Genomic DNA, 25,104 nt, shown 5'->3' on the forward strand with positions numbered 1-25,104 from the left:
CGTTGGGCTAGTGTGACCTTCGCGCGCAGGATGCATTAGGGGAGCGGCCATGGATGAGACTGCCGACTGGATCGAGAAGAGGCTCACCGCTGCATTGGAAGCGGCGGCCACGGACGACCATAACTTCCCAGAGGCGGTGGCGACGGAGCTTAGGAAGCTCTTGCAGGGCCCCCTTCAGGAGCCGCGTAGAAAGCTAGAGCTTGAGCAATTCGCCACAGCGTTGGCCCTCGCCAATCGGGGAACGACGTGAGACTGCAGTCGATAGAGCTTCAGTGGTTTCGTGGTGGGGCGGCCCACGCGGAACTTCCGCTGAACGGTAAGTCCACCGTTGTTTTCGGGCCGAACGGCTCAGGCAAAAGCTCGTTCGTCGATGGCCTCGAAGTCCTTCTGTGCAGAGGCAGGGTGGACCACCTCAGCCACGAGTACGCGGGCCGCAATCAGGAAAACGGCCTGATCAACACCGCGCGTCCTGACGGTCAGGAGACTGCCGTACGCGCCACCCTCGCTGACGGCTCAAGCGAGAAACTCACGTGGAGAACGGGCGCACCGGTCCATAGCCGGGACGGCGCAACGCCGATGGGGTGGGAGTACCGCCGAACGGCTCTCCGACAGGAAGACCTCAAGGTGTTCATCACTGCGGCGAAGCGCGAGAAGTATAGCGCCATCGTGCCGCTTCTGGGCCTCTCGCGGCTGGAGACGATGGCGGACAACCTGCATCAGCTCGTCGCGGCCATAGACCGCAACGGCGACCTTCAGAAGCTCAGAGGAAAAGTCGAGGAAGCGGAGGCGCGGCGGAGGGAGGCTTTCGGGGACGCTGACGGCGGCCAACTCCGCGCCCGGCTCGGAGAACTCAGAGCCGCCTACGTGCCCGAGAAGCCGCAGGAGGGTTTGGTGAAGACCCTCGTGGATGTTTTGGCGGCAATCAACATTCAGAGCGGTTCAGCCAGTGCTGAGCAGCGACAGGCCACAGCCATCGCGGAGATTGGATCAAGCGACCTAGGTAAGAAGCTGGCGAAAGTCGATGACTGGGCGGCGCGGATTTCCGACGTGGCTGCGCCATTGATTAAGGAGCGGCTCGATGTGCTGGCCGCCGCCGACAGGTTCGCGGCAGCGGATGGAGACGCGGTCGGTTCAATGCACTGCCCGGCCTGTGGCTTAGAGTTGCCTGTCGATGACTTCCGAACCCACATCGCGGACGAGCAGCGGCGGTTGAGCGAGGCACAAAAGCTCTACGGGGAGCATCGTGCCGCCATTAACGAGGTCTGCGAAGAGGTCGGAAGGCTGCGGCTGTGGGCCAACAAGGAAGACCTCAGTAGCTGGAGGGCGGGGCTGCCACCCGAGCTTGAGGCTGGGGTCACTTACCTTGTCGGGATCACCGTGGCGGACTTGCGGACAACCTGCGGCGCTGCGGATATCGCGGAGCTGAAGCAGAAGGTTGAACCGCTGGTCGCCCGCGCCGTGGAGGACTCGAAGGAGTTGCCACCGGAAGCCCAGACCCTCCTCCGAGACCTGCGGGATGCCACGGCCCTGTTTGACTCTTTCAAGGCCGACGCTCAGCGCGCGGGCATCCAGCGGGGTGATGCTCTTATCGGCCTTGTCAAAGCGATGGAGAAGGAAGTCAGGCAGGAGATGGCGGATCGGGCGCGCCAAACCTTCGAGGCGATTTCCAGCGATATCCAAAAATACTGGCAAATCCTCCAGCCCGATGAGGCTGTCACTAAGGTGCGCCTGATCATCCCCGAGGGGAACGACAAGGCTATCGACGTGGCCCTACAGTTTCACGGGAAGGAACTAGACAGCCCTCGCCTGACCCTGTCGGAGGGCAGGAGGAATGCGCTGGGGCTCTGCATTTTCCTCGCCATGGCGAACCAAGCGAGTGCGGCGGACCGACCAATAGTGCTGGACGATGTGGTGATCAGCTTTGACCGAGAGCACCGAAATCGGGTCGCGCCCCTGTTGGAGCAGCATTTCGCTGGGCGACAAGTCATTGTCCTGACGCATGATCGGGAATGGTACTTTGAGCTTCAGCATATGTTGGATGCAAAAAGGTGGTCGTTCCTCAAGCTGCTGTCCTTCGACTCCCCGGCCGTCGGGTTGAAGTTCGCGGACCAGCCGATCGACTGGGAAAAAGCCAAAGAGCGAGTTAGGTCTGATCCCGAGGACGCGGTCGCCAACGTGCGGCGGATGATGGACGTATCGCTTGGCCGGATCGCCGAGAAGATTGGCCTAGCAGTCCCCCACTTGAGAGGTAGCGCCAATGACCGGCGAAGCACGGGCGAATTTATCCTTGCGCTCCACCGCACAGCTAAAGACTGCTTCCGGCTCAAAACCAACGGCTCCTACGGTACGCACGAGGCGGCCGTCGCGACCATCGCGCAAGCAAAGCCTCAGCTAGAGGTCTGGAGCAACCGCAGCACGCACACTTTCAGCGGCAGCGATACAGAGGCGCGCGACCTCATCGCTACATGCGAGGCTGTGCTTAGTCTGTTCCAATGCGACGAATGCGGTTCCCGCGTCGGATTGATGGAGGGCAATCCGGGGGCCCAGTGCGGTTGCGGGAAGCTGCGGTGGAAGCCGGAGTAGCGCCCTGCGCCCTTTGCGGCACCCACGGGGCCCTCAAGGTCAGCCACATCGTCCCCGCGTTCGTTTTCCGCTGGCTGCGGGAGACCTCCTCCACCGGCCACATCCGGGCCGGGGACGCGCCCGCCCGCCGGGTACAGGACGGGCTCAAGAAGTCTTGGCTCTGCGGCCCCTGCGAGGCTCTGTTCAGCGGCCTAGAGCGGCGGTTCTGCAACGAGCTGTTCAACCCGTGGAGCGCGGGGGACGTGCGACGCGTCGACTACGGCGATTGGCTCATCCGGTTCTGCACCTCCGTCTCATGGCGCATCCTGCGGCATGGCATGGACGCTCAGCCCATGGACCACCTCAGCGAGGACCAACAGGCTGCCGCAAGGGGTGCCGAGGAGACGTGGCGGCGCTTCCTGCTGAGGGAGCTGCCACACCCCGGCCGGTATGAGCAGCACATCATCCCGTTCCTCGGGCCCCTCGGGGGTGGCCCGCAGCACGACCTGCCTGTGGATCGGCGTGGAAAAGGGACCCCGTTAGCGGTGTGATCGGCGTCGAATAAGGACCCCTCATTCCTGAGGTCTAACGGTGGCGGCTTGGCGGATGTCAGGCGGCGAGTTCGGGATGTTGGTGTTGGAGACGGTGTTGAGGATTCGGCGCGAGTTTGCGTCCGGGAAGGCGATCAAGGCGATCGCGCGTGACCTTCGATTGTCGCGCAAGGTGGTGCGCAAGGCGATCCGGGAGCCGGATGCGGAGTTCGCCTATCGGCGGGCGGTGCAGCCGTTGCCGAGGCTGGCGCCGTTCCAGGCCAGGCTCGATGAGCTGCTGGAAGAGGACGAGGCGCGGCCGCGGCGCGAGAAGCTGCGGATGACGCGGGTTCATGACCTGCTGGTGCGCGAGGGGTTCGACGGGTCGTACGACGCGGTCCGGCGCTACGCGGCGGGGTGGCGGCTGAAGCGACGCCGGGGCGTGGCGGACGCGCCATCGTTCATCCCGCTGATGTTCCGGCCGGGCGAGGCCTACCAGTTCGACTGGAGCCACGAGGACGTGGAGATCGCGGGCAAGCCGATGCGGGTGAAGGTGGCGCACATGCGGCTGTGCGCCTCGCGGGCGATCTATGTTCGGGCCTATCCGCGCGAGACCCAGGAGATGCTGTTCGACGCGCATGCGCGGGCGTTCGCCTTCTTCGGCGGCGTGCCGACGCGCGGGATCTACGACAACATGAAGACGGCGGTGACGACGGTGTTCACGGGCAAGGACCGGGTGTTCAACCGGCGCTTCCTGGTCATGGCGAGCCACTACATGGTGGAGCCGACGGCCTGCTCCCCGGCGGCGGGCTGGGAGAAGGGCCAGGTCGAACACCAGGTCCAGACGGCCCGGGGACGGTTCTTCCAGCCGCGCCTGCGCTTCACCAGCCTGGAGGAGCTGAACGGCTGGCTGGAGGCGGAGTGCCGGCGCTGGGGCGAGCTGCGTCAGCACCCCGAGCAGAAAGAGCTGACGGTTGCTCAGGCCCTGGCCGCCGAGCGGCCGGCGCTGCAGCCGATGCTGGGCCCGTTCGACGGCTTCCACGAGAGCGAGCACGCGGTGACGGGGACCTGCCTGATCAGCTTCGACCGTAACCGCTACTCGGTGATGGCGAAGGCCGGGCGCCGTACGGTGCAGGTCCGCGCCTATGCCGACCGGATCGTCGTGCGCTGCGAGGGTGAGGTCGTCGCCGACCATCGCCGGTTCTTCGGTCGTGACCGGACCCTCTACGATCCCTGGCACTACCTCCCGGTGCTGGCGACCAAGCCCGGAGCCCTGCGCAATGGCGCGCCGTTCCAGGACTGGGAGTTGCCGCCGGGGCTGGCCCGCCTGAGGCGCAAGCTGGGTGCGGGCGACGAAGCCGATCGCCGGTTCGTGCGGGTTCTGGCGGCGGTGCTGGAAGACGGCCTGGAGCCGGTCGAGGCCGCGGCGCGCGAGGCGCTCGCCGCCGGGACCGTCAGCGACGACGTCATCCTCAACATCCTGGCGCGCCGGCGCGAACCGCCCCGGCCGCTGAGCATCGTCACGCCCGATGACCTGGCGCTGCGGCATCCGCCTCTGGCGGACTGCGACCGCTACGACAGCTTGCGAGGCATGCATGCAGCGGCATGAGATGATGGCGGCCCTGACCGGCCTGGGCCTCAAGGGCATGGCCGGAGCCTTCGACGAGGCGGTCACCACGGGCCTGCAGCGCAAGCGCACGACCATGGAGATCCTCGCCGACCTGCTGCGCGCCGAGACGACCCACCGGCATGCGGCTTCCATCCGTTACCGGATGGCGGCGGCCAGGCTGCCCGCCGTGAAGGACCTCGACGCCTTCGTGTTCGACGACACGCCGATCAACGAGGGGCTGGTGCGCTCGCTTCACAGCGGCGCCTTCCTGGCGAACCGGCGCAACATCGTGCTGGTCGGCGGGACCGGCACGGGCAAGACCCACCTGGCCACCGCCATCATCGCCAACGTCGTGCGGGCCGGGGCGCGTGGCCGGTACTTCAACACCGTCGACCTGGTGAACCGCCTCGAGGAGGAGACCCGCCTGGGCAAGGCCGGTGCGCTGGCTGCTCACCTCTGCCGCCTCGACGTCGTGGTCCTCGACGAGCTTGGCTACCTGCCGTTCGCCCGCTCGGGCGGCCAGCTGCTGTTCCACCTGATCAGCAAGCTCTACGAGCGGACCTCGGTGATCGTCACGACCAACCTCGCCTTCGGCGAATGGCCGACCGTGTTCGGCGATCCCAAGATGACCACGGCCCTGCTCGACCGCATCACCCACCACTGCGACATCGTCGAGACCGGCAACGACAGCTGGCGCTTCAAACACCGCAGCTAACCCTCCACGAAGAACGCCAGGCGAGGGTTGAGCCTCCGGTCGGGCTACGCCCTCCCTACGCCCCAACCCTCGCAAGCGGTGCGCTCGTGACGTCCATCCCGAACCTCAAAAGGGGGTCCCTATTGCACGCCGATAGGGGGTCCCTTTTAGACGCCGATTGACACCGTCGCCCAGGACACGCGCCACAGCCGACGATAATAGGGCGCCTGTTCCAAGCAGGCCGGGCAGTATTGCAGCCCCGGACTAAGTCGGGTGCGCGCACGGACACCCAACGGCATGATCCAAGTGGTGCGTCCGAGGGGCTGATGGGATTCGAAGAGTACGCCTTCGTAACTAGCGAGCGTAGTGGCGCGGCATTGCTCGATGGGCGTCAGCGTCGAAGCCGAAAGTATAGCGAGAATCCGATCATCGGCGATGCCGTCGATATCGCGTGTCAGAGGAGGAGGGGTCGAACGCCAGGCGATGTGAGCCAGCGCGTAAGGCTTCATTTCCATGGCCTCCGCCGCGCGCAGGAACCACGACGACAAAAGCTCATCGGGCTTCGGGCGCCCTCGAAAGGGCCACGGCCGGAAATCAGCGGTAGGAGCATCGCCACCGGGTGATGCTCCTGCCGCCATCAAAGCGGCTTGATCAGATCGGCGGTGATCCGCTCCTCGCCCGACTGCACGGCGAGCAGCGCCGCGTCATGGAGAACATAGGAGAGATCGCCGATCCGGCCGCTCGACACCTCGTGCAATGTTCTCGCGATGTCCTCATCATCTAGGCATGACGGCTTGCGAAGAGGGATCAGCGCCTGGAAGCTGCGAAGCAACGTGCGCCAATCTTCGTCATACGGCCAACGCTCCAGTGTCGCTCGCGAGAACCGGCGGTGTAGCTGATCGTCCTTCTGGAACACCTGATCCACCATGTCGGTGCCGGCGACTAGAAATGGAATGCCGGTTTCGTTGGTCAGGTTCTTGAGGACCACATTGAAACGGAGGAGCTGTTTGAAGTGTGCGGGGAGGGCGTTGTGAAACTCGTCGAGAATGATGAGGCCGACCCTGTTGGCCTTTATCAACTTCACAACCGTCCTGAGTTTGGCTGAGGTCGAATAGGACGCCGGAAGAGGGAAACCCAACTTTTCGAGGATGTTTTCGTAAAGCCGCGCCTCATCACCTAGCGGTGGCGTTTCGACGCATACGACAGGGATATGAGCCCATTCACCGAGTAAGGCGGGATCGCACAGTCGCTCAGCTTCCGCCGCCGCGTCATTCTTCCGCTCCGCCCAACGGCGAAGCATAGTCGTTTTCCCGACGTTCGATTCCCCTAGGAGTAGCAGATTACGGGGCCGCGTTGTTGGAGGCGTCATCAGCATAACCTCCATTTTGTCGTAGATTTTTTTGAGCCTAGGGTAGCCGACCCATAGGTTGCCCCAGCGAGAAACAATCCGCTCTGGCCCTTCGAGGTCGATGACCTGGAGAGCCTTCGGGGCGAGGTGCGCGTAACGCGAAGCGGCGGTATCGGTCATCAGATGTCCAGATCGTCGAAGGTGTCGGTGCGGCGCGGCGCAGCCGGGCTCTCAGGCGGCGGCGGCTCAGCCGACAAGGGAACTGCGATCGGCCTGGGCACGGCGGCCGGCGGCCCGGAGCCGGTGACGACCGCCTTCTCCCGCTTTCTCGCGTCTTCATGGCGCCGCTTCTGTTCGCGTTGGCGCCTGGCTTTCACCGTGTCCTGTTTGGAACTGGCGACCAACTCCTGACGCTTGATGCGCTCTTTGTGAGCGTCGAAGATCTCGTTTTCTCCGATGTGCATTAGGCCCTGTTCCTCCAGGGCGCGCTTCGTTGCTCGTTGGTCCCATAGGGACATGCCGATGCTCATGGGGCTTCTGTAGCGGACGGTCAGATAGACCTTGTTGTCCGGATCCCAGACGTACACCTCCGAAACATCGCGTGGGTCGCGGCGGACAGTGAAGGTCTTGCTTGGGGTCTTCGCATGTCGCTGACGCAGGGCGACCAAGCCGTCGGAATCGTAGTGGAAGAGATCCCACTGAACGCCATAGCTTTGTAGCGTCCGCTCGGTCTTCGGCATCAGTTCCTTGCGCCAGAAATCGAGATTGTCGACTTCGTCAGGCAGCTTGTTGATCTGCTTGGTCCCTTCGAAGAAGTACGAGCGCCATTTCTCCAGCGGGGTCATGCCCAGCGTGGAATGCTTGGTGTTGATGTGTTCCTTGATGACGCTGAGGAGGTAGAGTTCAAGCTCCCCAAGCGTGAGGCTGGCGGACTTCCTCGGGTCGGGAAGCTTTGCGCGCTCGCGAATATTCGATCCGGTCGCGCCAGGGAGGTGCTTCACGCTGAACGCTAGCTTGCCAAAGTAGCGTTCGATGTGGGGGCCATATCGAGGCGTCTTGACCTTCCGGTTCATCAGCTCCCCGTCCACGTTCGCCATGAACTGTCGAAGCATGGAGCCCCTGAACTCCTTGGCATTGTCCGCATGGATCATCTTAGGGAAGCCCCAAACGGGCCACTCCATCTCCACGCCCAGGTCGGCGAGCCATCGTTCTTTGCGTGTGATCGAATGGAAGATCGCGAGGCCGGCGCTGGAGGCGCCGGTAGGGTCCAGAGAGAGATAGTAGCCGATGGGCATGAAGCTGAATGTGTCGATCACCATCGTCAGCCGAGGTCGGCCGATGGGGAGGCGATCAACGCTGTCCACCACTTCGAGATCGTAATCCCAATAATCGATCTGGACTGAACTGAGCGGCGCCTCGGCGAAAGGATAGCTGCCCATCAGGCGCTTCTTGGCGTCGTGCGATGCCCGCTTGCCCTGGCGCGCCTCGATGACCTCGATCGGGTCTAGCGCCGCGATGCGAGCGTAGAAGGTGGCGAGAACCGGAGGGCGTAAACCCGCCTTTGCGAATTCGATTTCAAGGTGTTCCTTGTACACCGTCATAGGGGCGGGCTGATTTTTGACCAGGTAGTGCTTCCTGATGATGGCATCGAGGAGGGCGTCTCGCTCGGCGCTCATACGCCGCTGTCCGCGCGCGCCTTGCCCGCCCTTTGGAAGCAAGCTCATGACCGAGCCGGTGTAGCCTTTCACACGGCGATAGACGGTCGCTCGATCAACCCCGAGCACCTTGCCGGCTTCGATTATGAAGTCCGACTTTTCACCACGCGAGATGGCGCCGGTGAGAAGGGGTTTGAGGACTTCCCACCAACGGTAAGCTTCCTCGGTCTCTTTAGGGCTATAGTCGTCCAAAGCGCGGATCGGTGCGCTTACGCTTCGTGGATCGTCGATGTCCTTACGCCCGACGACGCGATGTTCCTCGCTCTCGAAGCGGACCAGATAGCTGTCCAGGTCGAGTACGCGAACGATAGTGGCAGGGCGATTGCCGATCGTGACATTGACGCCGGCGTCTAACCTAAGTCCCTTCAAGCAATGCTCCGATTTTCGCATTCGCCCACCACGTCAGAGGCGTATCGTCGGTGAGAGGCTTGTTGAGGTCGCCAATCAGAAGCTCCGCACCCAGCATGTAATAGAGGGCTTCCATAACAACGCCGCGAATGGCCCCTTCCTCCTCCAGCCGGAAACGGATGTCGCCTAGTCGGTGCGTCCCCTTGGCGAGGACAATCGCCTGCACCCGACGCACCATTTCCTGATCCACGCTGCCTCGCAGGGTCGGGGCGATCAGTTCGGCGTTCACCTGACGCTGTGTGCGAATGGTGCGTTCGGTCACCACGCGGTAGCCGACATTTCTCTCGGCGAAATACCGGCGAGCGGCGCGGTACTTCGGCGCCAGTGTTCCATATTCCGAGCGTAGGATCGCCAGCGGTTTCACCTCGAAGACCACGCGTCGAAAGCCGTGAGGCCAAGGCGAGCGTGTCTGCCAGACCGCCATGATGTCGGGCGTATAGGTACGCGCCTGGCCATCGACCGTAAGACTGATCGTCATCGGCTGAGTGACCACGTCGCGGATGTGGCCGTCCACCTCCAGCAACATAAGGAAATCGCGTTCCAGTTTGGACTCGTAAAGAAGCGGTCCGCTCGGATAGCGCGAGGGCATCTGCCCTGTCACTGAGCGACGGCCCGGTGGAATGCGTCGGCGCTTATGCACTTCGGTATCTTGTCGCATTATTTGCCAGAGTCCTAGATTTTGTCGCAGTTCTTGGTGGATGAAATCGGAGCTTTGGGCACCGTTAACGGGTCATCTCAGGCTTGGTTTGTCGCATCGGGTGCCGGAACTCACAACTCCGCCTCCATGGCCGCCCTGACCGGCGGGGGCCTGCGCGCCAAGCCGGGCGAGGCGTCCCTGGCGCACAACGGCGTGTTGTTCCTCGACGAACTGCCCGAGTATTCGGCCCAGGCCCTGGATTCGCTGCGCCAGCCGCTGGAGACGGGCGAGATCGTGGTGGCGCGCGCCAACGCCCATGTCCGCTATCCGGCGCGGTTCCAGCTGGTGGCGGCGATGAATCCCTGCCGTTGCGGTTTGGGCGGGGCCGGACGCGGGGCCTGCGGAAAGGCTCCGCGTTGCCAGCGCGATTATCAGAACCGCATCTCCGGCCCGATGTTCGACCGGATCGACCTGACGGTGGAGACCCCGCCCGTCACCGCCGCCGACATGGCCCTGCCGCCGCCGGCCGAGGGCACGGCGGAGGCCCGCGCCCGCGTCGCCGTCGCCCGCGCCATGCAGGAGGATCGGGTGCGCACCGCCGGGCTGGACCCGGCCCAGGCGCTGAACGCCCGCGCATCGGGCGAGATATTGGATCGGTTCGCCACGCCCGACGAGGCGGGACGAATGCTCTTGATGCGGGCCGGCGAGGCCGGGGGGCTGACGGCGCGCGGCTGGACCCGCACCCTGCGGCTGGCCCGCACCATCGCCGACCTGGAGGGCGCAACCGGGGTGCTGCGCCGCCATATCGCCGAGGCCCTGATCTATCGCCGCGCCACCCTGGGCGCCGAGGCCGATTTCGACCGCAGCGCGGGTCGCCGCGGCGATGCGCCGTTCGGCCTGCGCGAAGGCGACGAGGAACAAGCCCCCTTCGCCCACGACGGGCCGACGCCTTTCGCGCCTCGCGATGGCGTGGGCGCGGAGGAACGGGACGGTTCCTTAACCCCAAGCCTCTAACCTCGTCGCCATGGAGACTGGGATGGCGCGACGCCGGGCGACCGACAGGACCGACGAGACGGCGCCGCCGAACGCGGCCGCTCGGCAGTTCCTGCGGCTGATGAGCCACGAGATGCGCACGCCCCTGAACGGCGTTCTGGGCATGATCGGCCTATTGGAGCGGACCAGGCTGGACGGCGCCCAGCGCGCCTATGCCGAAAACGCCCGCCAGTCGGCCGAACACCTGCTGGGCCTGGTCAACGACCTTCTGGATTACGCCCGGCTGGAAGCCGGGGCGCTGGAGTTCGACCTGACGCCGGTCGATCTGGAAGGGTTGGTCCAGGGCGTCGCCGAACTGCTCAGCCCGCGCGCGCACGACAAGGGGCTGGAGATCGTCTGGTCCGTCGCCGCCGACGCCCCCGACATCCGGGCGGACGAGGGCCGGCTGCGTCAGGTGCTGTTCAACCTGGCCGGAAATGCGGTCAAGTTCACCGAAACAGGCGGCGTCCGCGTCACGGTGGAGAGGGTTGGCGGCGACGACATCCGTCCACGCCTGGCGTTCCTCGTGGACGACACCGGCCCCGGCGTGCCGCCCCACGCGCGATCGCGCATCTTCGAGGAGTTCGGCCACGCCGACGCCTCCGACGCCGTGCGTCACGACGGAGCCGGCCTGGGGCTGGCGGTCGTACGCAAGCTGGCGACGGCCATGGGCGGATCGGTGCAAGTCGAAGATCGCCCAGGCGCGCCCCTGGGCGGCGCCCGGTTCCGTTTCGAGGCCGCCTTCGACGCCGTCGGCGCCCCGCGCGCCCGGTCGCTGCAAGGACGAACGGTCGCCGTGCGCTCGCCCGACCCCTTCGTGATGTCGACCGCGAAGGCCCAGATCGAAGCGTCCGGCGCCATGCTGTCGGACTCGGCGCCGGTGATCCTGATCGATCACGCGCCGACGACGCCCGGCCAGCCTGTCGCCCTGCCTCAGGGCGGGCGCGCCGTCGTCATGTTGAAGCCCGGCGAGCGGGATCTGATCGCGGCCTATCGCACGGCGGGCGCCGACGGCTATCTGATCAAGCCGCTTCGGCGGACATCCTTGGTGGAGCGGGTGTTGGCCGCCGCCGGGGACCAGACCCCGGAACCGAGCGGCGCGAAATCCGTCGAGGACGACCGGGTCGCGCCGGCGCGCTTCGCCGGAGTTCGCGTCCTGCTGGCCGAAGACAATCCGGTCGGCGCCCTTCTGGCCCGCACCCTGCTGCGCCGCGAGGGCTGCGTGGTCGAGACCGCCGCCACCGGCGACGAGGCCGTCGCCGCCGTCCGCCGCGCCCGCTACGACCTGATCTTCATGGACATGCGCATGCCGGGCATGGACGGACCTGCCGCGGCGCGCGCCATTCGCGCGACGGGCGATCGGACGCCGATCCTGGCCCTGACCGCCAACGCCTTCGCCGAGGATCGCCGCCTGTGCCTTGAGGCGGGCATGGACGACCATATCGTCAAGCCGCTGGACGCCGAGGCGCTGCGCGCCGCCCTGGCGCGCTGGACGAAGCGCGACATCCGCGCCAAGGTCGGCTGAGTCAAGGCTGCCGCGTTCCGGTCGCCGCCGGAGCCGTGCATGATCGACCAGACCACCCCCGCCGCTGCCGGAAAATCGGCCAGTCGTTTCGGCGGCCTGGCCGTCTATGGCGAACGGCGTGTCTTCATCATGCTGCTGCTGGGCTTTTCCGCCGGCCTGCCCAATCTGCTGATCTTCGACACCCTCTCGGCCTGGCTGCGCGAAAGCGGCCAGACGCTGGAGGTGATCGGCTTCTTCGCCCTGGCCACCCTGTCCTATTCGCTGAAGTTCGTCTGGGCGCCGCTGATCGACCGGACCGCCGTGCCGGGCCTGACGCGCCTGCTGGGGCACCGCCGCGCCTGGATGCTGGTGACGCAGGGCGTCATCGTGTTCGGCCTGTGGTCGATCTCGACCCTGAACCCGTCGAACGCCCTGATCGCCGTGGCCGGATTCGCCGCCCTGGTCGGCTTCTTCGGCGCGACCCAGGACATCGTCATCGACGCCTGGCGGATCGAGGCGGCGGACGACAGCCGCCACGGCGCCATGGCCGCCGCCTATCAGATGGGATACCGCGTGGCGATGATCGTCGCCGGCGCCGTGCCGCTGGTGCTGGCCGACCTTTACAACTGGAACCTTTCCTACGCCGTCATGGCCGCCCTGATGGGGTTCGGCATCGCCGGCGTCCTGTTCGCCCCGCGCGAGAAAGCCCACAAGATTCGGCCGATCCCGGTCGGAGACGTGCCGTCGCGGCCGAAGCTCGAAGTCGTGGAATGGATCGTCCGTCTGGCCGTGATCGGGATCGCCGCCATGTTCCTGGGCGCGGGGCTGACGGGTCAGTCGGCACCGCTGAACGCCCTGTTCGGCCTGTTCGGCCTGGGGGCGGACGGAAAGGCGTCGGTCGCAGCGGCACTGTCGGCCAAGCCCGAGGGGGTCTATCTGCAATTCGGCCTGGTCCTCATTGGACTTGTCGTCATGGTCATGGCCTGCTGGCCCCTGCCGGGGGTCCGGACGCGGCCCGGCGCCTATCTGGCCGGGTCGTTCGGCCAGCCGCTGGCGGACTTCTACAGGCGGTTCTCCGGCGTCGCGACCCTGATCCTGGCCTTGATCTGCGTCTATCGGCTGGCGGACTTCGTGCTGAACATCATGCCGCCCTTCTATCTGGACCTGGGCTTCTCGAAGACCGAACTGGCCGAGGTGCGAAAGGTGTTCGGCGTGATCATGACCACGGTCGGCGTCTTCGTCGGCGGCTGGTCGGTGGCCAGGCTGGGGCTGATCCGCACCATGGTCATCGGAGCCTTCATGAGCCCGGCGTCCAATCTGGTCTTCGCCTGGCTGGCGACCCAGGGCCACAGCCTGCCGGCGCTGACGGTCGCCATCGGGGTCGACAATGTCTCCAGCGGTTACGCCGGGACCGCCCTGATCGCCTATATGTCCAGCCTGACGTCGATCGGCTTCACCGCGACCCAGTACGCCCTGTTCACCTCGCTCTACGCCCTGCCCGGCAAGCTGATCGCCTCGCAGTCTGGGCGGATCGTCGAGGCTTCGGCGCGGGCGGCGGAGGGGAACGGTCCTTTCGCCGGCCTGCGCGGCCTGTTCGCCAATCTGCAGGAGGGCGTGCTGACCGCCGGCGCGGCGACCAGCGGCGTCAGCCCCGCCGCCCTGGGCGCGGGCTATGTCGCCTTCTTCCTCTATTCCTTCGTCATCGGCCTGTTCGGCATCGTCCTGGCCTTCGTGGTGGCCGGAAAACAGATCGCATTGCAGAAGCGGCGCGAGAGCGAGGCGGCGGAGGACCCCGCCGTCGCGGCGACGGAGGGCCAGCCCTCCTGAAGGCCTACTTCTTCAGGAAGCCGCCGATCATGTCGCCCAGGCCGCCAAGACCGCCCGGCAGCGTGTTCAACAGGTCGTCGGCGCCGTCGATCTGGCCGCCGGGGGTCAAGCGATCGATGGCTTCGGGCAGAAGGCCCGCCAGGGTTTCCCCGGCCTGCTGGGGCGAGACGCCCATCTTGGCGGCCATGTCGGCCAGGGGGCCGTGGCCGATGACGGCGACGATCTGTTCCGGGGTGATGCTGGCGTTGGCGCCCTTGCCGACCCAGGAGCCGATGACGTCGCCGAGTCCTGCCTGACCGAATTTCTCCGCCAGACCGCCGACGCCGCCCTGGTTCTTCAACAGGTCGCCGAGGCCGCCTGCGGCGTCCTGGCCCAGACCCTTCACCACATTGTCCAGAAAGCCCATCGTCCGTCTCCTGATGCGAGACCGGCAGCGTAACATCGACTTGCGACGGATACGAGAAGGCCCGCCGGGTCGCCGGCGGGCCCTGGGTCAGGATCGAGAGGATCGATCCTTAGTTCTTGGCTTCGTTGGCGCCCTGGGTCACGGCCGAACCGGCGGCGGAGACATCGCGGCCGGCGCCGGCGATGGTGTTGCAGGCGGAAACGGCCAGGGCGGCGGCGACGATGGACAGGGTGATGATCTTGCGCATTTTGGGGAACCCCTTGGTTGGTATGGTCAAGCTCCGTGCAAACGCCGATCTGCGCCTGGGGTTGCATGGCCGGCGACGAATGCGAACCCGGCGAGGCGACGGCCGCGGCGTTGTGGTGTATGAGCCGCCGCCATGCCCTTGACCGCCCCCCCCTTTCTGGCGACCGTCCTGACCATGTTTCCCGAGGCCTTTCCCGGTCCGCTGGGGGTGTCGCTGATCGGCACGGCCTGGCGCGAGAAAGGCCTATGGAGCCTGGAGACGGTTGACATTCGCGCCTTTTCCACAGATACGCGCGGCTTCCTGGACGACACCCCTGCGGGCGGCGGGCCGGGAGCGGTGTTGAAGGCGGACGTGGTGGCCCGGGCGGTGGATAGCCTGCCGGGACCAAAGCGGCCGCTTTTGTACATGAGCGCCCGGGGTCGGCCCCTGACCCAGGCGCGCGTCAAGGAATGGGCCAAGGCCGACGGGATCGTCGTGCTGTGCGGCCGTTTCGAGGGGGTGGATCAGCGGGTGCTGGACGCGCGCGGGTTCGAGGAGGTCTCGGTCGGAGACGCGGTTCTCGCCGGCGGCGAGGCGGCGGCGATGGTCGCGATCGAGGCGTGCGTAAGACTGATCCCCGGCGTGCTCGGCTCAGGCGACAGCCTGTCGTCCGAAAGCTTCGAGGACGGGCTTCTGGAACATCCGCAATATACGCGGCCGCGGACGTTCGAGGGGCTGGATATTCCCGAGGTGCTGCTGTCGGGCGACCACAAGAAGGTCGCTGAATGGCGTCAGGCGCAGCGGGAGACGACCACGCGGGATCGGCGTCCGGACCTCTGGGCGGCGCATTCCGCCAACTCACAGCTAAAGGGCGCAAAGCCCGAGGAGAAATGACATGAACATCGTTCAGCAGTTGGACGCCGAAGAAAAAGCCCGCGTCCTGGGCGAACGCAAGATCCCGGAATTCCAGCCCGGCGACACTCTGCGCGTCAACGTGAAGATCAAGGAAGGCGAGCGCGAGCGCGTTCAGGCCTTCGAAGGCGTCTGCATCGCCCGTGACGGCGGCGGCGTCAGCGAGACCTTCACCGTCCGCAAGATTTCGTTCGGCGAAGGCGTCGAGCGCCGCTTCCCCATCCTGTCGCCGAACATCGAGTCGATCGAGGTGAAGCGCCGCGGCGTGGTGCGTCGCGCCAAGCTCTATTATCTGCGCGATCGTCGCGGCAAGTCGGCGCGTATCGCCGAGCGCCAGACGGTGCGTCCGGCCAAGGGCGTGGTGGTCCCGGAAACGGGTTCGGTCGACAAGGCCGGCGACGAAGCCTGATCGCATCCAGTGCGCCAACGCGCTTCGCGTTGCTTGAGCGCGGATGACCAGCGACATGACGAAGGCCCCGGCGTCGCCGGGGCCTTTTCGATTCCAGCCTGGGGCCAGGTCTATTGCGGGAACAATGGATTGTCGGCGTCCCGCTGGCCCTCGAGACTGCGTTTCAGCGCCTCCATCTGATCGTGCTCGACCTTGACGGCGGCATAGGCGCGCCGGATCGTTTCGCGCGTCGTGGCGGAAATGCCGGTGTCCTCCAGCGCCTTTTCGTATTTTCCGGCGATGAAGCCTTCGCCCGAGTTGATCGAGCCGACGACGGAATCGTCGTTGCGCAACAAGGCGTGCTTCACGTCGAGAAAGGCGCGGTGAGCCTTGGCCAGGATGGAGCCGTGCGGTTCGGGATCGCCGCCCAGACCCCGCACGGCGGCGGACAGGTCTTCGACCACCTGCTGACGCTCCCCAGCGCGACGTTCGAACAGCGTGCGGAAATGGGGATCCTGGGTCTGTTCGGCGGCCTCGCGGTAGCCGTCGGCACTGTCCAGGGTGGTTTCGATCAGGCCGTTCAGGACCTTGATGTCATGAGCATTGGGATTGGTCATCTCGGTCTTCCTTCCGCTATGCGGTCGAACGGCGAAATGGCCGGGCGGGGCGTTGGTTTCCCTCTGCGACATCAAAGTTTGGTGCGGAGCGACCACAATTCGGGGAAACACCGCTTGGTCAGGGTCGAGGCCAGATAGGCCGCGCCTTCGGTGCCGCCGGTGCCGCGACGCCGGCCGATGATCCGCTCGACCGTGACCACGTGCTTGTGCCGCCAGGTCAGCAGGGCGTCGTCCAGATCGACCAGCTTCTCGGCCAGCTGATACAGCGCCCACCAGCGCTCGGTGTCGCGATAGACCTCCAGCCAGGCGGCCTCGACCCCCTCCGACGGTTCATAGGGCTGGGTCACGTCACGGTTCAGCACCTCGGCCGGCACGGGCAGACCGGCCTTGGTCATCTGGGCCAGGGCGTCGTCATACAGGCTAGGCGCCGCAATGGCCGCTTCCAGCGCGGCGAGGGCTTCGGGCCGGCCGATGTGGAACTTCAGGAAGCTGGCGTCCTTCAACCCCAGCATGGCCTCCAGCCGGCGGAACTGGTCGCTCTGAAAGCCCGAGGACGCCCCCAGCGCGCCGCGAAAGCGCAGATAGTCAGCCGGGGTCATGGTTGACAGGATGTCCCAGCTCTGGGTCATCACCGCCTGTATGCGCGACACCCGCGCCAGGCTCTTGTAGGCGGGCACCAGGTCGCCGGCCCGCACCATCGCCTGGGCCAGGGCCACTTCGTGTAGGATCTGCTTGAGCCACAGCTCCTTGGTCTGGTGGATGACGACGAACAGCATCTCGTCGTGCTGGTCCGACAGCGGGCGCTGGGCCGAAAGCAGGTCGTCCAGCGCCAGATAGCCGGCATAGGTGATGTCGCTGGATCGGGTCATGCCCGCCTATCGCCCGCCGGGGCGAGCGGTGCAAGCCGGGGACTTTTAGTGCTGGCCCTGGGCCGAGACGTTGGCGGCCATCTGGCGACCGGCGTCCAAGGCGTCGCGGGCGCCTTTGTAGATGAATCCGTAGGTCGGATAGACCGTGGTGCCCAGGTCGTTGATCGGATTGTACCAGACCTTGACCTGCGACCAGTCGTTGGAGGGCGAGACGTCGACGACAGTGACGTTCTCCTCGACCTTGCCGCGGCTGCCGCCCCAATTGGCGTGGGTCACACGCACCACGCGGTCGGTCAGGATGTCCGAAACGACGGCCACGTGACCCCGGCTCATGCGCCCCTCGGGGCGGAACACCAACACCGATCCCGTCTCGGGCGCCTTGCCGGTGCGAAATTTGGCGGCGGCCTGGCGCCACCAGGTCCAGGCGTCGCCGAAGATGTTGATGCCCGAGAACATGCGCGCGAAGGTCACGCACTGCCAGTACGGCTCATCGGCCTTTGCAGCGGAGGGGACAGCGCCCAGGGCGAAAAAACCGAGGGTCGCCGCAACTGCGGCGGCTTTGAGCCGTTTCATCATAATTGGGGTATCCCGACCCGCCTATGGAAACCCCTTTAGGCCACGGGATCACGGCCTGTCGCAAGTTGTTTCGGCATATCGCCGTGCGGCCGGGTTTTGCTTGCGCCAAAGCTTCGCTTTTCCGTCAATCCGCGCAAAGCCTTGCGCGCCGGGCGTTCGACCAGATGATAGGACGCCGCCGCCATGACCGGCAGCAGGGCCAGGATCGCCAGCCACACGAAAATTTGAAACTGCTTGTCGGGCGCATCGAACACCTTGGCCGCCAGGCCGACCGACACCAGCTTCCACGGCACGCAGACCATATAGACCGAATAGCTGATCTCTCCCAGATAGACGGCGGGCTTGGAGGCCAGCCATCCGGCCCGGTCGTTGGTCAGGGAGGCCAGCGACAGGATCAGGGCGCCGGACAGCAGCACCGTCACCCCGTCCCACAGACCGAGCGCGGCGCTGAGGATCATCAGGCCGAACGATACGGCCGCGCACAGCCAGGGCGCCTTCAAAGGGGCGCGGCGATAGACCAGATAGAGGGCGCACCCCAGGGCGAAACAGGGCACGATCCGAAGCGCGCCCCAGCGGATGGTCGCCTCGGTCAGCGAAAAGCCGGCGATCTGTTCGAAGGCGAAATACAGGATGACCATGAAGGCGGCCGTCCCCAGCAGCGCCGCGACCGGCCGCGACCGCACCCGCCAGAACGCCAGGGCGAACAGCGGAAAGCACAGATAGGCGAACCATTCCGCCGAGATCGACCAGGATGGGTGGTTCCACCCCGCCACCGGCGCCAGGCCCCAGGCGTGAACCATCAGCAGATTGGCCGGCAGGGCGGACCAGTTCCGCACGTTCGGATCGACGCTCACGCCCACGGCCAGCGCCGCCGTCGCCAGGACGCCGACCCCGATCAGGGTGAACAGATGAAGCGGATAGACCCGCGCCAGCCGGGCCCACAGAAAGCCGCGATAGGAAAACCGTCCCTCGCCCGCCGCCTGCAGATAGACGTGGCACAGGATGAAGCCGGACAGGACGAAGAAGAGCTCCACCCCCAGATAGCCCTTGGCGACGAGGTTGGACGCGCCCGCCCCCGCCAGGTTCTCCCAGAAGGTGTAAACCGCCACCCAGATGGCCGCGCCAAAGCGCAGGGCGGTGATCGGTCGAAGATCGGCGGGCGTCTGGACGGGGGTCATGGCGTCACCTTGGCACATCGGCCTTTTCGAACCGTGAAGGCGCGCAAAGGTTGTGCCGCGCCGTCCTCAGCCCGCCCAGACGCCGTGGAACCCCGCCGGCAGAGCCGTATCCGCCTGCCAGGTCGCCACCGGCCCGTCCTCGATCCGGGCCACGTCGAAGACATGCAGTTCGGTGCGGCCGGCCCGAAGATTGACCGACGGCCCCACCAGCCAGGCGTCGCGTTCGGCGGTCGCGCCGGGCTTGGGCACGAAGACCGCCTCCTCCACCACCTGATGGACGCCGAATTCGAAGGCGTGCGAGCGGCCGCTGTCCCAGTCCTGCACCGCCAATCCCGTCGGCAGGGGCCGTCCGCGGGTTTCGCCGGAGGTGTGGGCCGTCAGGCTGCGTTGTCGGCCCGCGCGGCGCGGATCGGCCTTGGGAAATTCGCCCACGACGGCGCTATGGGCCATATCGGCCCGGCCGTCGGGACGCAGGGTGATCAGCGCCAGCCTGGCCGGATCGCCCGGCACGACGCCATGTCCCTCGACCAGCACCCGCGCGCCGTCCACCGCAAAGCGCGGATCGCCGCTGGCGGCCACGTCGAAACGGATCGTGCCGTCCCGTTCCGCCCAGGCGTCGCCCAGATGGAAGTGGAAGAAGGCCGGCAGGTCGTAGAGGCGGCGTTTGGACAGGTCGTCCTTGTCCAGCACCAAGACCTGCGTGCCGGTCTCGGGGCGCCAGGCCAGGCCCGCGATCACCGGCATGGCGCGGGTCTCGAACACCCAGGGCTGAAGCACCAGGATGATGTGCCGGTCGGTGGCGGTGAAGTCGTGCATATAGCTCGCGCGCGGCAGATCGACGATCTGGGCGTCGTTCAGGCTGCGGTCGGGGTTCAGCCGCCAAATCACCGCCCGGCGTCCGGCCACGCCCACGTTCCAGATGGAGCCGTCGGACGCATAACGGGGGTGGGGCTGGAAGGGCATGCCCTTCAGATCGTCGCGCAGGGTGACGAAGCCGGCCGTGGACAAGTCCGACGGGTTCATCGCCAGGGGCGATCCCGCCTCCCAAAGGGCCCAGATCTGGTCGCCCGCGACCATGACGGCGGTGTTGGCCGCATTGGCGTCGTCGTTGGAGCCGATGCGGGCCCGCGCATCCCCTTTGGAGCCGAAGCCGGGCGTGACCACGGCCGCCAGTTCGGTCTCGTTGCGGCGTTTGGGGGTGTCGGCGAACCGGGCCTGAAGCGTCGCCCGGCCGTCGTCGATGCGGAAGGCGCGCATCATGCCGTCGCCGTCGAACCAGTGGGTCGCCGAACCGCCCGGCCGCCGGAATTTGGCCGGACCGTTGCGATAGAGCGTCCCTTCCAGCCCGACCGGCGCGCGGCCGTGGATCAGCCGCATAGTCTGGCGCGGCAGGTCGGCTTCGACATCACGGGTGGCCAGCGCCCAATCGGCGCTTGCAGCGGCGTCCAGGGCGGCGGCGGCGCGCGCCATCTCGGGCGTGGCGACGGCGGCCGACAGGGCGGCGGCGCCCATCAGAAAGGAACGGCGGGAAGGGGTCATGATCGGGCTCCGACGCTTGGGAAGCTTATTTCAGGTCGATGGTCTGGACGACGGCGCCGGCGGCGGAGAACTTCGCCCTGTCCCAGCCGGCCGGCCCCATGTTCCCCACCGCATTGTTGGAGAAGGCATAGGGTTCGGTCGGCATGCCGAACGGATTGGTGTTCATCTTGCCGTCGCCGTTCAGATCGTGAAAGGCGCGCACCGCATAGTCCCCGTCCGGCAGGCCGTCGAAGGTGACGCGCGTCTCTCCGCCGGCCGCGTCCAGCATGGCGACCTTGGCCGGCTGGCCATGGCCGCCGTAGGTTTCGGCGGTGTCGAAGACGGCGACCATGATCTTGCCCTGGGGCGCCGCCGTCGGGAAGGCGACGGTCAGGTCGGCGGCGAAGGCGGGCGCGGCCACGACGGCGGCGACCATCAGGGCGGCGACGGGGGCGAGGGTGAAAGACAGGGTCTTCATGGCTTTGGTCCGGTTCTGTCGGAGGACCGCCGACCGGCCCTCGATGACCCGACCGTGCCGCCGCCATCGTCCGTTCGCCATCACGTCTGCGGCGACGCACGGGCCGCCTTCGCCAACGACCGCGCCCGTCCATTGGCGAAGCGTGAACGGACACGCCCCGGCGCCAGCCCAGTCGAGCAACGAAAAAGGCCCGGAACCAGCGTTCCGGGCCTTCGTCTTTATCGGGCTTCGCGCGCCAGGATCTAGTCCAGGGTGCGCTTGATCTCCTCGACCGTGAAGCACTCGATGTAGTCGCCTTCCTTGATGTCCTGGAAGCCTTGGAACTGCATGCCGCATTCCTGGCCAGAGGGCACTTCGTTGACCTCGTCCTTGAAGCGTTTGAGCGTGTTGAGCACGCCCAGCTCCAGCACCACCACATCGTCGCGGATGATGCGGACGCGGGCGCCCTTGCGCACCACGCCCTCCGTGACGCGGCAACCGGCGATCTTGCCGATCTTGGAGATGTCGAACACCTGCAGCACCTGGGCGTTGCCCAGGAAGGTCTCGCGCTGCAGCGGCGCCAGCATCCCCGACAGGACGCCCTTAATGTCGTCCAGCAGGTCGTAGATGATCGAGTAGTAGCGGATCTCCACGCCCTCGCGCTCGGCCAGGTCGCGCGCCTGTTTCGAGGCGCGGACGTTGAAGCCCAGGATCGGCGCGCCGGCCGACTTGGCCAGGTTGACGTCGCTCTCGGTGATGCCGCCGGCGCCCGAATAGACGGTGCGGGCGCGGACCTCGTCGGTGCCCATCTTGTCCAGCGAACCGACGATGGCTTCCGCCGAACCCTGCACGTCCGCCTTGATGACGACCGGCAATTCCGAGGCCTTCTTGGAGCCCAGCTTGGCCATCATGTCGACCAGCGAGACCGAGCCGCCCGAGACCTGGGCCTTCTCGCGCTTCACCCGCTGACGATATTCGGTCAGCTCGCGGGCGCGGGCCTCGGAATCCACCACGGCGAAGACGTCGCCGGGCGACGGCGCCTCGTCCAGGCCCAGGATCTCGACCGGGACCGACGGACCCGCCTCGTCCAGCTGTTCGTTTCGCTCGTTCAGCAGGGCGCGGACCTTGCCCCACGATCCGCCCGCGACGACGATGTCGCCGCGCTTCAAGGTGCCGCGCTTGACCAGGACGGTGCCGACCGGGCCGCGACCCTTGTCCAGCTTGGCCTCGATGACCACGCCCTCGGCCGAACGGTCGGGGTTGGCGCGCAGGTCCATGACCTCGGCCTGGATCAGGATGGCCTCCAGCAGGCCGTCCAGGTTCATCCGTTCCTTGGCCGACACCTCGATGATCTGGGTGTCGCCGCCCAGGCTCTCGGCGATGACCTCGTGCTGCAGCAGTTCGTTGACGACCTTTTGCGGATTGGCGTCCGGCTTGTCGATCTTGTTGACCGCCACGATCAGGGGCGCCCCGGCGGCCTTGGCGTGCTGGATCGCCTCGATGGTCTGAGGCATGACGCCGTCGTCGGCGGCCACCACCAGGACCACGATGTCGGTCACATTGGCGCCGCGCGCCCGCATGGCCGAGAAGGCGGCGTGGCCCGGCGTGTCCAGGAAGGTGACTTTCTGGCCGTTTTCCAGACGCACCTGATAGGCGCCGATGTGCTGGGTGATGCCGCCGGCTTCGCCGCCAGCGACATCGGTGGTGCGCAGGGCGTCCAGCAGCGAGGTCTTGCCGTGGTCGACGTGGCCCATGATGGCCACGACCGGGGCGCGCGTCTCGGTGGCGCCTTCGTCGTCGGCGTCGGCCAGGAAGCCCGTCTCGACATCGGATTCGGATACGCGCTTGACCGCCATGCCGAACTCCTCGGCCACCAGTTCGGCGGTGTCGGAATCGATCACGTCGTTGATCTTCATCATCATGCCCTGACGCATCAGGAATTTGATGATGTCGACGCCGCGCACGGCCATCCGGTTGGACAGCTCCTGCACGGTGATGACGTCGGGGATGACCACTTCGCGCGGACGGTTCGGCGCGTCGGTGGATCCGCCCTTGCGCTTTTCCTTCTCGCGTTCGCGAGCGCGGCGGACCGAGGCCAGCGAACGCATACGTTCGGCGGCGTCGCCGTCTCCGACCACCGACTGGATGGTCATGCGGCCTTCGCGGCGTTTGGGCTCGCCGCGCGTGCGGCTGACCGCCTTGCCAGCGTCGGAGAAGCGCTTCTCCCGGTCGTCGTCGCGACCGGCCGGGCGGCCGAAGCCGGCGCCGGGGGCGCGGCTGGGGCGGGCCACTTCCGGCGTGGCGGGCGGAGCGTTGGGCGCGGCGCGGCCGCCGGGGCCGGTGCGCGGGCCGCCTGGCCGCGCGGCGCCGGGGGCCGGACGCGGATTAAGGGCCGAATAGCGCACGGGCTCGGCCGGCTTGGCGCCTTGCGGACGCTGGCCCGGACGGGCGCCTTGCGGGCGATCGCTCTGCGGACGCTCGGTCGGTTGCGGACGGTCCGAATAGGACCGCTCTCCGCCGCCCATCGCCTGTTCGCGCGCCGAACGGCCGCCGAACGCGGGGCGTTCGGCCGGGGTGCGTTGCGGATTGCCCGGCTTGGGCACGCGCTGGCCGAAGTTGACCACGGGGCGAGCCGGAGCCGCCGGACGGGCGGGAGCGGCAGGCGCAGCGGAGGCTGCGGCTGGGGTCGCCGGGCTGGAGGCCGGAGCCGGAGCCGGGGCCGGCGTCGAAGCGGCGGGCGCGGCCGGCTTGGGCGCAGGCTTTGCGGGCTGGGGCGCAGCGGCGGCCAGTTTGGCGGCCTCGGCGCGCGCGGCCTCGGCGGCGGCCTTGGCGGCGGCGGCTTCGTCGCGGGCGGCCTGGGCGGCGCGCTCCGTGGCGGCGGCCTGTTCGCGCGCGGCGGCGTCGGCGGCGGCCTTGGCGGCGGCCTCGGCGGCGGCCTTGGCGGCGTTGGCCTGGGTGGCCAGGGCGATGGCGCGGCGACGCGCTTCCTGCTCCTCGGCCGACAGGGCGCCGCCGGCGGGTTGCGACGGACGCGGTCCTTGCGGACGCGCGGCCTGGGCGGCGGGTTGCGGACGTGCGACATCGAAGCCCTGCGGCCGTTGCGGACCGCCGGCGCCGGGGCGGCGCTTGGTCTCGACCACCACCGTCTTGGAACGGCCGTGGCTGAAGCTCTGTTTCACCGTGCCGGTCGAAACCGAGCCCGCGGCGCGCGGCTTCAGGCTCAGCGGGGCGCGCGGCCCCGACTGGGAGGGCGCGCCCCCCGCATTGCCTTGTCCCGCGCCTTGGCCCTGGTTGGTCTTGTCGTTTTCGTCGCTCATCCGGTCGCTTTACTCGGGGCGGAAAATCCCGCCGTCGTCATCCAATACCCATGAACGACCGTGAGCCCGTCTCCGCCCTTGGAGACAGGCCCTCGGCCGTCAAAATCCTCAGCTCGCCCCTGGGGGGAGCGCTCCCGCCGGTTCGCCCTCGCCACCGGAAACCTCCCAGTGGGAAGGGCGAAGCGGCCGAAATCCAGCCAGTCGTTCGACCTCGATGGTCCAGCGATCAGCGCGTCCGCCCGCAAGCAGGACGGCGTGTATCGCATTTTCCAGGCCAAGGGCCAAACTCAAATCGTCCGCCGTGAACGCGCCGCAGACCTTGGCGGTCTGATGACGGGCCAGGGCCAGCATCTTTGCGCGCCCGTCAGCCGCCCCGTCGGCGGCCTCGATCAACCAGGCGGCCTTGCCGGAACGCAGGTTCGCGGCGGATTTTTCGAAGCCGGATATAAGAACGCCTTCGCGCCGGGCAAGACCCAGCTGGTCGAGACAGCGCTTCGCCAGCAGCCGTTCGACCGTATCGGCCAGGTCGGCCGGGGCGTTCAGACGGGTCTTGGCCGCGCGGGCGAAGCCGTTCTTCCTGACCGCCGCCTCGACGGAGGCGCGGCTGGCCTCGACCCACAGGCCGCGGCCGGGCAATTTCCTGCCCAGGTCGGGAACCACCTGGCCATCGGGCCCGGCGACGAAACGGATCAGACGAGATTCATCCATGACCTGGTGCGAAACCAGATCCCGGCGTTCCCTATCGATCGTTGCGTCGCGCAAGCTCATATGCGG

22 protein-coding genes and 1 pseudogene are annotated in these 25,104 nt (G+C 66.9%); 9 read left to right on the forward strand and 14 right to left on the reverse strand.

Annotation, left to right across the window (positions count from 1 at the left end; genetic code table 11):
- Positions 1-49 precede the first annotated feature (49 nt).
- The 4 genes from AC0L6G_RS11335 (at position 50) to istB (ending at position 5,416) form a co-directional block, all read left to right on the forward strand.
- On the forward strand, positions 50-250 hold the full coding sequence (locus AC0L6G_RS11335) for a hypothetical protein (protein WP_473252231.1): 201 nt from the start codon (positions 50-52) through the stop codon (positions 248-250).
- Complete coding sequence (locus tag AC0L6G_RS11340; protein ID WP_473252232.1) at positions 247-2,583, forward strand: hypothetical protein; 2,337 nt, start codon at positions 247-249, stop codon at positions 2,581-2,583. The genes AC0L6G_RS11335 and AC0L6G_RS11340 overlap by 4 nt, the downstream gene beginning before the upstream one ends.
- Before the next feature lie 606 nt (positions 2,584-3,189).
- On the forward strand, positions 3,190-4,701 hold the full coding sequence (gene istA, locus AC0L6G_RS11345; RefSeq protein ID WP_164952576.1) for an IS21 family transposase: 1,512 nt from the start codon (positions 3,190-3,192) through the stop codon (positions 4,699-4,701).
- Positions 4,688-5,416, forward strand: a complete 729-nt coding sequence (gene istB / locus AC0L6G_RS11350; RefSeq protein WP_003170613.1) for an IS21-like element helper ATPase IstB — start codon at positions 4,688-4,690, stop codon at positions 5,414-5,416. The genes istA and istB overlap by 14 nt, the downstream gene beginning before the upstream one ends.
- A 146-nt stretch (positions 5,417-5,562) precedes the next feature.
- Here the strand turns inward: istB and AC0L6G_RS11355 are convergent, their stop codons facing one another.
- Genes AC0L6G_RS11355 through AC0L6G_RS11370 form a run of 4 tightly spaced genes read right to left on the reverse strand, consistent with a single transcriptional unit; the run spans position 5,563 to position 9,455 of the window.
- The gene (locus AC0L6G_RS11355; RefSeq protein ID WP_473252234.1) at positions 5,563-6,033 is read right to left on the reverse strand and encodes a TniQ family protein; all 471 of its coding nucleotides are present in this window, start codon (positions 6,031-6,033) and stop codon (positions 5,563-5,565) included.
- Positions 6,033-6,923 carry a TniB family NTP-binding protein gene (locus tag AC0L6G_RS11360; RefSeq protein ID WP_219352608.1) on the reverse strand — a complete coding sequence of 297 codons (891 nt, stop codon included), beginning with the start codon at positions 6,921-6,923 and terminating at the stop codon, positions 6,033-6,035. The genes AC0L6G_RS11355 and AC0L6G_RS11360 overlap by 1 nt, the downstream gene beginning before the upstream one ends.
- Entirely contained in the window at positions 6,923-8,827 is a 1,905-nt protein-coding gene (locus AC0L6G_RS11365; RefSeq protein WP_313514873.1) for a Mu transposase C-terminal domain-containing protein, read from the reverse strand. Before AC0L6G_RS11365 ends, AC0L6G_RS11360 begins: the two co-directional genes overlap by 1 nt.
- On the reverse strand, positions 8,814-9,455 hold the full coding sequence (locus AC0L6G_RS11370; protein ID WP_219352610.1) for a TnsA endonuclease N-terminal domain-containing protein: 642 nt from the start codon (positions 9,453-9,455) through the stop codon (positions 8,814-8,816). The genes AC0L6G_RS11365 and AC0L6G_RS11370 overlap by 14 nt, the downstream gene beginning before the upstream one ends.
- A gap of 180 nt (positions 9,456-9,635) precedes the next feature.
- Between AC0L6G_RS11370 and AC0L6G_RS11375 the strand changes: the two are divergent.
- From AC0L6G_RS11375 to AC0L6G_RS11385, 3 genes and pseudogenes are all read left to right on the forward strand, one after another.
- A pseudogene (locus tag AC0L6G_RS11375) lies at positions 9,636-10,355 on the forward strand (ATP-binding protein); the annotation flags it as partial.
- Between the two features lie 184 nt (positions 10,356-10,539).
- Entirely contained in the window at positions 10,540-12,060 is a 1,521-nt protein-coding gene (locus tag AC0L6G_RS11380) for a response regulator (RefSeq protein ID WP_473252235.1), read from the forward strand.
- Between the two features lie 39 nt (positions 12,061-12,099).
- A complete protein-coding gene (locus tag AC0L6G_RS11385) occupies positions 12,100-13,866 on the forward strand; it encodes an AmpG family muropeptide MFS transporter (RefSeq protein WP_293827766.1) in 1,767 nt (588 codons plus the stop codon).
- Between the two features lie 4 nt (positions 13,867-13,870).
- Here AC0L6G_RS11385 and AC0L6G_RS11390 read toward each other — a convergent pair whose 3' ends face one another.
- Together AC0L6G_RS11390 and AC0L6G_RS11395 are read right to left on the reverse strand one after the other, a co-directional pair.
- Positions 13,871-14,272: a YidB family protein gene (locus AC0L6G_RS11390; RefSeq protein WP_293827764.1), complete on the reverse strand. Its 402-nt coding sequence runs from the start codon at positions 14,270-14,272 to the stop codon at positions 13,871-13,873.
- A 109-nt stretch (positions 14,273-14,381) separates the two neighbouring features.
- Positions 14,382-14,519: an entericidin A/B family lipoprotein gene (locus AC0L6G_RS11395; protein ID WP_017505021.1), complete on the reverse strand. Its 138-nt coding sequence runs from the start codon at positions 14,517-14,519 to the stop codon at positions 14,382-14,384.
- A 132-nt stretch (positions 14,520-14,651) separates the two neighbouring features.
- On the opposite strand from AC0L6G_RS11395, the gene trmD reads away from it, so the two are divergent.
- The gene (trmD, locus tag AC0L6G_RS11400; RefSeq protein WP_293827762.1) at positions 14,652-15,392 is read left to right on the forward strand and encodes a tRNA (guanosine(37)-N1)-methyltransferase TrmD; all 741 of its coding nucleotides are present in this window, start codon (positions 14,652-14,654) and stop codon (positions 15,390-15,392) included.
- Position 15,393: 1 nt separating this feature from the next.
- Positions 15,394-15,819 carry a 50S ribosomal protein L19 gene (gene rplS / locus AC0L6G_RS11405; protein ID WP_293827761.1) on the forward strand — a complete coding sequence of 142 codons (426 nt, stop codon included), beginning with the start codon at positions 15,394-15,396 and terminating at the stop codon, positions 15,817-15,819.
- Positions 15,820-15,929: 110 nt separating this feature from the next.
- Here rplS and AC0L6G_RS11410 read toward each other — a convergent pair whose 3' ends face one another.
- The 8 genes from AC0L6G_RS11410 to AC0L6G_RS11445 all read right to left on the reverse strand — a co-directional run bounded on the left by AC0L6G_RS11410 (position 15,930) and on the right by AC0L6G_RS11445 (position 25,098).
- A complete protein-coding gene (locus AC0L6G_RS11410) occupies positions 15,930-16,415 on the reverse strand; it encodes a PA2169 family four-helix-bundle protein (RefSeq protein WP_291539275.1) in 486 nt (161 codons plus the stop codon).
- Positions 16,416-16,486: 71 nt separating this feature from the next.
- Entirely contained in the window at positions 16,487-17,284 is a 798-nt protein-coding gene (locus tag AC0L6G_RS11415; protein ID WP_293827759.1) for a tryptophan 2,3-dioxygenase, read from the reverse strand.
- 45 nt (positions 17,285-17,329) lie between these two features.
- Positions 17,330-17,857 carry a CHAP domain-containing protein gene (locus AC0L6G_RS11420; RefSeq protein ID WP_293827757.1) on the reverse strand — a complete coding sequence of 176 codons (528 nt, stop codon included), beginning with the start codon at positions 17,855-17,857 and terminating at the stop codon, positions 17,330-17,332.
- 38 nt (positions 17,858-17,895) lie between these two features.
- A complete protein-coding gene (locus AC0L6G_RS11425) occupies positions 17,896-19,038 on the reverse strand; it encodes an acyltransferase family protein (protein WP_293827755.1) in 1,143 nt (380 codons plus the stop codon).
- A 66-nt stretch (positions 19,039-19,104) separates the two neighbouring features.
- Positions 19,105-20,577 (reverse strand): carotenoid oxygenase family protein, encoded by a 1,473-nt coding sequence (locus AC0L6G_RS11430; RefSeq protein ID WP_293827754.1) that lies wholly within the window; start codon positions 20,575-20,577, stop codon positions 19,105-19,107.
- A 25-nt stretch (positions 20,578-20,602) separates the two neighbouring features.
- Complete coding sequence (locus AC0L6G_RS11435) at positions 20,603-21,034, reverse strand: DUF2141 domain-containing protein (RefSeq protein ID WP_293827752.1); 432 nt, start codon at positions 21,032-21,034, stop codon at positions 20,603-20,605.
- 242 nt (positions 21,035-21,276) lie between these two features.
- Complete coding sequence (gene infB / locus AC0L6G_RS11440) at positions 21,277-24,330, reverse strand: translation initiation factor IF-2 (RefSeq protein WP_473252237.1); 3,054 nt, start codon at positions 24,328-24,330, stop codon at positions 21,277-21,279.
- Positions 24,331-24,438: 108 nt separating this feature from the next.
- Positions 24,439-25,098 (reverse strand): RNA-binding protein, encoded by a 660-nt coding sequence (locus AC0L6G_RS11445; protein WP_293828301.1) that lies wholly within the window; start codon positions 25,096-25,098, stop codon positions 24,439-24,441.
- Positions 25,099-25,104 lie beyond the last annotated feature (6 nt).

Source organism: Brevundimonas sp. D3-1P (assembly GCF_055809335.1).

Excerpts from the sequence above, each read along its gene's own strand:
- AC0L6G_RS11335 (WP_473252231.1), top strand. The coding sequence starts at position 50 with ATGGATGAGACTGCCGACTGGATCGAGAAGAGGCTCACCGCTGCATTG.
- istA (WP_164952576.1), top strand. The coding sequence starts at position 3,190 with ATGTTGGTGTTGGAGACGGTGTTGAGGATTCGGCGCGAGTTTGCGTCC.
- istB (WP_003170613.1), top strand. The coding sequence starts at position 4,688 with ATGCAGCGGCATGAGATGATGGCGGCCCTGACCGGCCTGGGCCTCAAG.
- AC0L6G_RS11355 (WP_473252234.1), bottom strand. The coding sequence starts at position 6,033 with ATGGCGGCAGGAGCATCACCCGGTGGCGATGCTCCTACCGCTGATTTC.
- AC0L6G_RS11360 (WP_219352608.1), bottom strand. The coding sequence starts at position 6,923 with ATGACCGATACCGCCGCTTCGCGTTACGCGCACCTCGCCCCGAAGGCT.
- AC0L6G_RS11370 (WP_219352610.1), bottom strand. The coding sequence starts at position 9,455 with ATGCCCTCGCGCTATCCGAGCGGACCGCTTCTTTACGAGTCCAAACTG.
- AC0L6G_RS11380 (WP_473252235.1), top strand. The coding sequence starts at position 10,540 with ATGGCGCGACGCCGGGCGACCGACAGGACCGACGAGACGGCGCCGCCG.
- AC0L6G_RS11385 (WP_293827766.1), top strand. The coding sequence starts at position 12,100 with ATGATCGACCAGACCACCCCCGCCGCTGCCGGAAAATCGGCCAGTCGT.
- AC0L6G_RS11390 (WP_293827764.1), bottom strand. The coding sequence starts at position 14,272 with ATGGGCTTTCTGGACAATGTGGTGAAGGGTCTGGGCCAGGACGCCGCA.
- AC0L6G_RS11395 (WP_017505021.1), bottom strand. The coding sequence starts at position 14,519 with ATGCGCAAGATCATCACCCTGTCCATCGTCGCCGCCGCCCTGGCCGTT.
- trmD (WP_293827762.1), top strand. The coding sequence starts at position 14,652 with ATGCCCTTGACCGCCCCCCCCTTTCTGGCGACCGTCCTGACCATGTTT.
- rplS (WP_293827761.1), top strand. The coding sequence starts at position 15,394 with ATGAACATCGTTCAGCAGTTGGACGCCGAAGAAAAAGCCCGCGTCCTG.
- AC0L6G_RS11410 (WP_291539275.1), bottom strand. The coding sequence starts at position 16,415 with ATGACCAATCCCAATGCTCATGACATCAAGGTCCTGAACGGCCTGATC.
- AC0L6G_RS11415 (WP_293827759.1), bottom strand. The coding sequence starts at position 17,284 with ATGACCCGATCCAGCGACATCACCTATGCCGGCTATCTGGCGCTGGAC.
- AC0L6G_RS11420 (WP_293827757.1), bottom strand. The coding sequence starts at position 17,857 with ATGAAACGGCTCAAAGCCGCCGCAGTTGCGGCGACCCTCGGTTTTTTC.
- AC0L6G_RS11425 (WP_293827755.1), bottom strand. The coding sequence starts at position 19,038 with ATGACCCCCGTCCAGACGCCCGCCGATCTTCGACCGATCACCGCCCTG.
- AC0L6G_RS11430 (WP_293827754.1), bottom strand. The coding sequence starts at position 20,577 with ATGACCCCTTCCCGCCGTTCCTTTCTGATGGGCGCCGCCGCCCTGTCG.
- AC0L6G_RS11435 (WP_293827752.1), bottom strand. The coding sequence starts at position 21,034 with ATGAAGACCCTGTCTTTCACCCTCGCCCCCGTCGCCGCCCTGATGGTC.
- infB (WP_473252237.1), bottom strand. The coding sequence starts at position 24,330 with ATGAGCGACGAAAACGACAAGACCAACCAGGGCCAAGGCGCGGGACAA.
- AC0L6G_RS11445 (WP_293828301.1), bottom strand. The coding sequence starts at position 25,098 with ATGAGCTTGCGCGACGCAACGATCGATAGGGAACGCCGGGATCTGGTT.